This is a genomic window from Microbacterium sp. A20, from assembly GCF_004794515.1.
GTDB lineage: Bacteria > Actinomycetota > Actinomycetes > Actinomycetales > Microbacteriaceae > Microbacterium.
Genome location: NZ_SSDF01000049.1, coordinates 42,313 through 50,173, shown reverse-complemented (window position 1 = coordinate 50,173; position 7,861 = coordinate 42,313). Strand labels below are relative to the sequence as shown.

Genomic DNA, 7,861 nt, shown 5'->3' with positions numbered 1-7,861 from the left:
GCGTTCCGATCCCGAAGGATCTGCCGCAGGGCACGTACGTGGTGTTCGGCAACTTCGCCGCGGACTGGAAGCCGTCGACCGGCGCCTCATCCGCGAGCCGCTCGGTCGCGGCGCAGGCATGGGCGCTCGCCGAAGGTGTGCTGAACCAGGTGCCGTCGCAGTACCAGGGTGCGATCCGCGCGCAGTGGGTCGACATCGCGGCCGACGGCACGTTCCAGGCGACGCTGACGCTGAAGGACACCGCCGCCACCCCCGGCTCCTACGGCGTGTACACCTACGGCGCGGGCGGAGTCACCAACGCCGCGCAGGAGCAGAGCGTGGCACTGAACTACGGCAACGCCGCGGGCCTCACCGCCACGGTGAAGACGGCGACGGCGAAGGACGGCCTGACGGTCACGGCGGCGGCCTCGAAGCTCGGCGACATTGCCGGCGCGTATGTCGCGGTGATCGAGAAGGGCACCGAGGCGGATGTGACGGCCGGCGGTGGCTTCCTCGCGATGCAGTACGTGCGGGGTATCACCGGCGGCGCGTTCAGCGTCGACCTCACGGCTGCGGCCGACACGCTCGACCGCACGAAGTCGTACGAGGTGATCGTGTGGAAGCAGCACACGATGCCGAACGCCGACACCATCTACGCCCGTGCGACCGTGCCGGTCAGCGACGAGCAGTGGAACGCGATCCTCCCGGAGGGCCCCGCTCTCGGCGCGACCGTGAAGTCGGCGACCGCGAAGGACGGGCTGACCGTCACGGCCGCGGCCACGAAGCTCGGGTCGATCCCGGGCGCATACGTCGCACTGATCGAGAAGGGCACGGAGGCGGATGTCACGGCCTCCGACGGCTTCCTCGCGATGCAGTACGTGCAGAACATCACCTTCGGCTCGTTCACGGTCGATCTCACGACGGCGGCGAAGAACCTCGACCGCACGAAGTCGTACGAGGTGATCGTGTGGAAGCAGCACTCCATGCCCACCGCCGACACGATCTACGCGCGCTCGACGGTGACGATCACGGATGCTCAGTGGCGCGCGCTGTTCGGCGAGAAGCCCACGGACCCGAAGCCGCCGACGAAGCCGACGACCCCGCCGGCGAGCGTTCCCGGCGGATCGCTCCGCTGGGCGATCTCCTCGGACTTCGCCCGCTACGTCACCGGTGGCATCGCCCAGGGGGCCATCGCGGTCTCCGACGGTGCGACGCGCTCGGGCAACCAGTTCCAGTTCGGTCAGACCGTCGGGGGCGACTTCGACGTGAAGACCGGGCTCGGCAGCGTCGTCTACCGCGGATCGGTGCGCTTCACGGGCCACCACGGGGTGCTCGACGTCACCGTGTCGAACCCGCAGATCCGCATCACCTCGGCGGGAGCGGCGACACTTTCCGTGACCAGCGGAGGTGCGCAGGTGCCGTTCGCGACGCTCGACCTCTCGCGGGCGGCGCGCATCTCGGCGAACGGTGCCGTCACCTACACCGCGGCGCCGGCGTCGCTGACGGCCGCCGGACGCGATCGGGTGCTGGCGGGGTACTCGACCGACCTCAACCCGGTCACCTTCACGATCGGCTCCGTCGCGGCGGCGCCCGCGGGGAACACGGGCACCGTGGCTGCGGCCGCCGCGAAGGCGAAGACGACCCTGCCCGCGGCCCCGCCGGCATCGGACGGCATCGACGTCGACGCGGAGAACCTCGCCGCGCTCGAATCCGGGCAGCCGGCCACCATCACCGCATCCGGTTTCCAGCCGAACGAAGAGGGCATCAAGGTCGTCGTGTACTCGACCCCCGTGCTCCTCGACACCGTGACCGCGGATGCTGCGGGCGTCGCGACCTGGTCGGGCACGCTGCCCGCCAGCCTCGAAGACGGCGCGCATACGCTCACCCTGCAGGGCTCGGTCGACCGCGGCCTGTCGTTCACGCTCACCCGCGCGAAGACCGTGATCGGCGCGTGCACGGTCGAGGGCGCCACGCTCCAGTGGGGGTACAAGGAGTCGTTCCGCACCTACATCGAGGGCATCGCGAAGGGCGGCTGGACGCTGACCGATGTCGAGTACCGCTACCCGGACTACGTCTGGGAGAGCGGCACCGGCTCGTTCGATGACAAGACCCTCGCCGGTGTCATCACCTACGGCGGCAGCATCACGTTCACCGGCCACGACGGCGCACTGAACACGACGCTGGGGAACGCCCGGCTCGAGCTCGCCGGCGACAAGGGCTACCTCGTCTTCGACGTGAGCGGCACCACGCAGGACGGCCAGAGCGTCGACCAGAAGGCCGTCCGCCTCGCGGAGTTCGCCCTCGGTGATGCCGCGGTCGTCGACGGGAAGCTCTCGCTCGACGCGATCCCGACGACACTCACCGAGGCGGGGGCTGCCGCGTTCGGCACCTATGCCGCGGGCGAGGCGCTCGACCCGGTGACCGCGATCATCCCGGTCGACGCGGAGTGCGGCGTCGCGATGGAGGAGGAGGCCGAGGTCGACTCCGAAGCCACCACCGCCGTCACCGCGGTGACCGAGCCGGCAGACGAAGACGGCGCCCCGGTGTGGCCGTGGATCGTCGGCGGCCTTGTGGTCGTGGCCCTCGCCGCGACCGGCGGTGTGCTCATCGCCCGGCGCAACCGCAAGGGCGAGACCGCGGAGACGACGACCGAGGTCTGAGTCGAGAACCCGGTACGGATGTCGGGAGAAAGTACGGATGCAGGGAGCACTCGCCGTGATGGCTCCGGCATCCGTACTTTCTCCCGACAAGTGCTCGTCGCCTCGGACGCCACCCCGGGTTCCCGGCATCGGCCGACGGTGGGACAATGGAGGTATGGCCCCCACCGATACCCACCAGACCGTCGAAGCGACCGTGCGCCGTGTGCCGCGGTACGGCGTGCTCATGGGCATCGGCGTGGTGCTCGGCATCATCGCCGCCGGCATCCTCACCTGGACCGGCAGCTTCGACGAGTCGCAGGCTCTCGACATCGTCTACCCGCCGGGCCAGGTCTTCGGCTTCCTGCTGCTGTGGACGGTGCCGATCGGCATCGCCCTGGGCGGCGTCGCGGGGCTCGTCATGGAGCGCATCGCCCGCCGTCACGACCGCGTCGTGCAGGTCGACCGCGAGACCGTCGTCGAGGACTGACCCCCTCCGCACCTGCTCTCGTGCCGAGTGCACGGCTTGTTGCCGAGCGCACGGCTTTCGCGCGCGTGTTTCCCGTGCACTCGTGAGCAACCCGTGCACTCGGCGCCCCCTCGGCGCCCGGGCGAGGAGCGCTACGCGAGCTCGGCGATCACCGGGCGGATGGCGGTGTCGAACGCCACGACGTCGCGGCGCAGCCCGTCGGTCACGGCGACCGTGAGGTCTCCGATCCACCAGATGCCGCGCTGCGAGAACGGCAGCACCTGCACGTTCAGCTCGAACGAGTGCGCGCGACGGCCGACCTCGCGCTCGAACTCCGCGATCGCGCTGGCGTAGGCGCGGTAGGCGTCGCCGCCGGTATGGCTCTTCATCGAGCTCACGTACCGATCGTGCGCGGCGTGCGCGTAGAGGAGAGCGGATGTCGCCTGCGGGGCGATCGCGGCGGCGAGCTCCTCCGCGCCGGAGGCGGGCAGAGCCACCAGGGTCTCGAACCCGTCGATGAGTTCGAGCGGCACATCTGAGGGGTGTGCGCGCGGCTCGACTGTCATGTCCCAGTAGTTGCGCCACTGCTGTTCGACGGCCGAGGAGGCATCCGTGGCATCCGGCGCCCGCACGGCGAGGTCGCGAAGGGCGGGAAGGTCCTCCGGTGCGCGGATCCCGAGTCGCTGACGCAGCGCGAGCGCGACGAGGACCGGTACGCTCGCGTCTTCGCGGATGAGCCACTGCGGCTTGTCGGCCATGGCCCCATCGTAGGCGGGGAGGGGGTCCGGATCCGAGGTGCGACTTCGCGGAGAGTCGGACCGGCTGCGGGCGGTAGGCTGGAGGGGTGGCTGCCTCCCCCACCAATCCCTATTCCGAAGCCGGCGTCGACACCGCTGCAGGTGATCTCGCCGTCGAGCTGATGAAGTCTTCCGTGCGCGCGACGCACGGCCCCGAAGTGCTCGGCGGTGTCGGCGGATTCGCCGGCCTGTTCGATGCCAGTGCGCTGCGAGACTTCCGTCGCCCGCTGCTCGCGACCAGCACCGACGGCGTCGGCACGAAGGTCGCGATCGCGCAGGCGATCGACAAGCACGACACGATCGGCCAGGACCTGGTCGGCATGGTGGTCGACGACATCGTCGTGGTGGGTGCGAAGCCCCTCTTCATGACCGACTACATCGCCTGCGGCAAGGTCGTTCCCGAGCGCATCGCCGACATCGTCCGCGGCATCGCCGAGGCGTGCTCGGCCACGGGCACCGCTCTGGTCGGCGGCGAGACCGCGGAGCACCCCGGACTCCTCGGCCCGCGCGACTACGACGTCGCGGGCGCAGCCACCGGAGTGGTCGAGGCGGATGCCATCCTCGGCGCGGATCGCGTGCGCGACGGCGATGCCGTGATCGCGGTGGCCTCCAGCGGACTGCACTCCAACGGCTACTCGCTCGTCCGCCACATCGTGACCCGCGCCGGCATCGGCTACGGCGACAACGCCGCCGACTTCGGCACCACCTGGGGCGAGGCACTCCTCGAGCCGACCCGCCTCTACACCCTTCCGCTGCTGCGTCTCATCGAGCAGCTCGGCGGCGGCGTCCACGCGCTCAGCCACGTCACCGGGGGCGGCATCGCGGCGAACCTCGCGCGCGTGCTCCCGCAGGGCAGCTGGGCTGAGGTCGACCGCAGCAGCTGGTCGCCGAGCCCCGTCTTCCGCGTGCTCAGCGACATCGCCGGCTCCACGCTGGAGTCCGCGGAGGGCACCTGGAACCTCGGCATCGGCTTCCTCGCCGTGGTGGCCGCAGACAAGAAGGATGCCGCGATCGCGGCGCTGAACGCCGAGGGCATGCCCTCGTGGCAGGTCGGGACCGTCGGCTTCGGCCCGCGCCCGGCCGGCGAATTCGAACAGGGCGCCAAGGGCGTCGACGGTGGAGCAGTGCGCCTGGTCGGCGCCTACGCGGACGGAGCGAAGTAAGAGCCCATGTGCGGCATCGTCGGAATGGTGGGCTCTGCCCCGGTCAATCAGGACATCTACGACGCACTCCTGCTGCTGCAGCACCGCGGCCAGGATGCGACGGGCATCGCCACCGCCGAGGCGAACGGCGTGATGCACAACGCCAAGGCGCAGGGCATGGTCCGCGAGGCGTTCCGCACCCGTGACATGCGCGCGCTGCTCGGCAACGTCGGCCTCGGTCACGTGCGCTACGCGACCAAGGGCACGGCCTCGAACGAAGAGGAGATGCAGCCGTTCTACGTGAACGCGCCGTACGGCATCATCCTCATCCACAACGGCAACCTCACCAACACGCGTGAGCTCACGGCCGACATGGCAAAGCGCGACCGCCGTCACCTCAACTCGTCGAGCGACACCGAGCTGCTGCTCAACGTGCTCGCCGGTGAGCTGCAGAACACGACGTCGACCGTCGACCTCGACCCCGAGCGGGTCTTCGAGGCCGTCGCTCGCACGCACGAGCGCATCGAGGGCGCCTACGCCGTGATCGCCGTGATCGCCGGCTACGGTCTGCTCGCGTTCCGCGATCCCTTCGGCATCCGTCCGCTGATCCTGGGCCGTCGTCCGTCGACCGTCCCCGGTGCGGAGGGCAAGGACGAGTGGGTCGTCGCCAGCGAGTCGCTCGTGCTCGAGAACGGCGACTACGAGGTCGTCCGTGAGGTCGAGCCCGGTGAGGCCGTCTTCATCACCAACGATGGCGAGCTGTTCTCCAAGCAGTGCGCCACGGCCGCGACGCTCGCGCCCTGCGCGTTCGAGTACGTCTACCTCGCCCGCCCCGACTCGGTCATGAACGGCATCTCCGTCTACGAGTCGCGCCTGCGCATGGGCGACCGTCTCGCCGACACCATCGCCAAGCATGTGCCGATGGACAAGATCGACGTCGTCATGCCGATCCCCGACTCCTCGCGCCCCGCGGCCATGGAGGTCGCCCGCAAGCTCGGCATCGAGTACCGCGAGGGCTTCTACAAGAACCGCTACGTCGGCCGCACCTTCATCATGCCCGGGCAGGCGGTGCGCAAGAAGAGCGTGCGCCAGAAGCTCAACGCCATGTCGACCGAGTTCCAGGGCAAGAACGTGCTGCTGATCGACGACTCGATCGTGCGCGGGACGACCTCGAAGGAGATCATCCAGATGGCGCGGGACGCCGGCGCCGCCTCGGTGACCTTCGCCTCTGCGGCGCCTCCCGTGCGGCATCCGCATGTCTACGGAATCAACATGCCGTCGCGCCACGAGCTCATCGCCCATGGGCGCACGATCCCCGAGATCGCCGCCGAGCTCGGCTGCGATCACCTCGTGTACCAGGAGGTCGAAGACCTCAAGGCCGCGATCATCGAGGGGTCGGTCCTCACCGATCTCGACATGAGTTGCTTCGACGGCCGGTATGTGACCGGCACGGTCTCGGATGAGTACCTCGCCTGGGTGGAGGGGTCACAGACCTCTTGATGTCCGGGTCCCTGAGCTCGTCGAAGGGCCGACCGCTGTGGCAGGGTCGGGCTCTCGCACTCGTGGGGATCGTCCTGGTGGCGTTCTCGCTGCGCTCCGCGGTCGCCTCCCTGTCGCCGGTCATCGACCATGTCGCCGCGGACTTCCCGGTCTCGCCGGTCATCGTCGGGCTGATCGGCGCTGCGCCGCCGGTGTGCTTCGCGATCTTCGGTCTGCTCACCCCGCTGTTCGAGCGTCGATTCGGGCTGGAGCGGATGGCGGTCGCCGTGATCGCCCTGATGGCGCTGGGCATGCTGCTGCGCGGGTTCGCGGTGGACTCGACGACCCTGCTCGCGGCGACCGTCGTGGTGTTTGCGGGGGTCGGCTCCGGCAACGTGCTGCTGCCTCCGCTGGTGAAGAAGTACTTCCCGGATCGGCTCGGGATCGTGATGACGATCTACTCGACCACGTTGGCGGTGTCGACGTTCTTGCCCCCGCTGGTGGCGGTGCCGGTGGCTGACTCGCTCGGCTGGCGGGTGTCGCTCGGTATGTGGGGCATCGTCGCCGGGATCGCGCTCGTGCCGTGGGTGGCTCTGCTGGTGAAGGGCGGCTCGCGCGCGGACGCCCCGATGAAGACGGAGCTCCTGGTTCCCGACCCCACCGACGGCGTGAACGACGTGCAGGATGCCGTGGCCGCCGCGACCGGACCGATCTCCACCGCTCCGGCGAAACGGGGGCACTTCGCCCGCCTGTGGCGGCTGCCTCTCGCGTGGGCGCTCGCCGTCGTCTTCGGCACCTCGTCGACCATGGCCTACGTCTCGTTCGCCTGGATGCCGACGATGCTGGTCGACATCGGCGGCGTGACCCCGGCGACGGCGGGCTTCCTGCTCTCGCTGTTCGCGCTGATCGGCCTGCCCTGCTCGCTGCTCGTGCCGATCCTCGTCGTCCGCTTCCAGGCCACGCGGCCGCTGTTCTTTGTTGCCGTCATCGGCGGTCTGGTCGGGCTCGCCGGGCTCCTGCTGTTCCCGACCGTCGCGCTGCCGCTGTGGGTGAGCATCTTCGGGCTCACGGCCATCATGTTCCCGTTGAGTCTCGTGCTTCTGAGCATCCGTGCTCGCACCCCGGAGAGCGCTGTGGCGCTGAGCGGTTTCGTGCAGAGCATCGGCTATGCGATCGCGGCGACCTTCCCGCTGCTGGTCGGGCTGCTCCACGAGACGACCCATGGCTGGCAGATCCCGCTGCTCGTGATCGCGGGGGTGCTGATCGTCGCGATCCCCGCGGGCATCGTCGCAGGGCGTCGCCGCACGGTCGAAGACGAGTGGGAGCGCCGGCACGGACGCTGGTGAGGGTGACTCACAC

Annotated in this window: 6 protein-coding genes; 5 read left to right on the top strand and 1 reads right to left on the bottom strand. The window is 69.7% G+C overall.

What is annotated here, in order from left to right; all coding sequences use genetic code 11:
- Together DW298_RS03590 and DW298_RS03585 are read left to right on the top strand one after the other, a co-directional pair.
- On the top strand, nt 1–2,639 hold a 2,639-nt coding region (locus DW298_RS03590; RefSeq protein WP_205820246.1), incomplete at its 5' end, for an HtaA domain-containing protein.
- Nucleotides 2,640–2,793: 154 nt separating this feature from the next.
- Entirely contained in the window at nt 2,794–3,105 is a 312-nt protein-coding gene (locus DW298_RS03585) for a potassium transporter Trk (RefSeq protein WP_136041115.1), read from the top strand.
- A gap of 131 nt (nt 3,106–3,236) precedes the next feature.
- On the opposite strand, the gene DW298_RS03580 is transcribed toward DW298_RS03585, so the two are convergent.
- Nucleotides 3,237–3,842 carry a zinc-binding alcohol dehydrogenase gene (locus DW298_RS03580; RefSeq protein WP_136041114.1) on the bottom strand — a complete coding sequence of 202 codons (606 nt, stop codon included), beginning with the start codon at nt 3,840–3,842 and terminating at the stop codon, nt 3,237–3,239.
- Nucleotides 3,843–3,928: 86 nt separating this feature from the next.
- Here DW298_RS03580 and purM point away from each other — a divergent pair, with 86 nt between their 5' ends.
- Genes purM through DW298_RS03565 form a run of 3 tightly spaced genes read left to right on the top strand, consistent with a single transcriptional unit; the run spans nt 3,929 to nt 7,848 of the window.
- Nucleotides 3,929–5,044, top strand: a complete 1,116-nt coding sequence (gene purM, locus DW298_RS03575) for a phosphoribosylformylglycinamidine cyclo-ligase (RefSeq protein ID WP_136041113.1) — start codon at nt 3,929–3,931, stop codon at nt 5,042–5,044.
- A 6-nt stretch (nt 5,045–5,050) separates the two neighbouring features.
- Nucleotides 5,051–6,523 carry an amidophosphoribosyltransferase gene (purF, locus tag DW298_RS03570; RefSeq protein ID WP_136041112.1) on the top strand — a complete coding sequence of 491 codons (1,473 nt, stop codon included), beginning with the start codon at nt 5,051–5,053 and terminating at the stop codon, nt 6,521–6,523.
- Nucleotides 6,523–7,848 (top strand): MFS transporter, encoded by a 1,326-nt coding sequence (locus tag DW298_RS03565; RefSeq protein ID WP_205820244.1) that lies wholly within the window; start codon nt 6,523–6,525, stop codon nt 7,846–7,848. The genes purF and DW298_RS03565 overlap by 1 nt, the downstream gene beginning before the upstream one ends.
- The last annotated feature ends 13 nt before the right edge of the window (nt 7,849–7,861 follow it).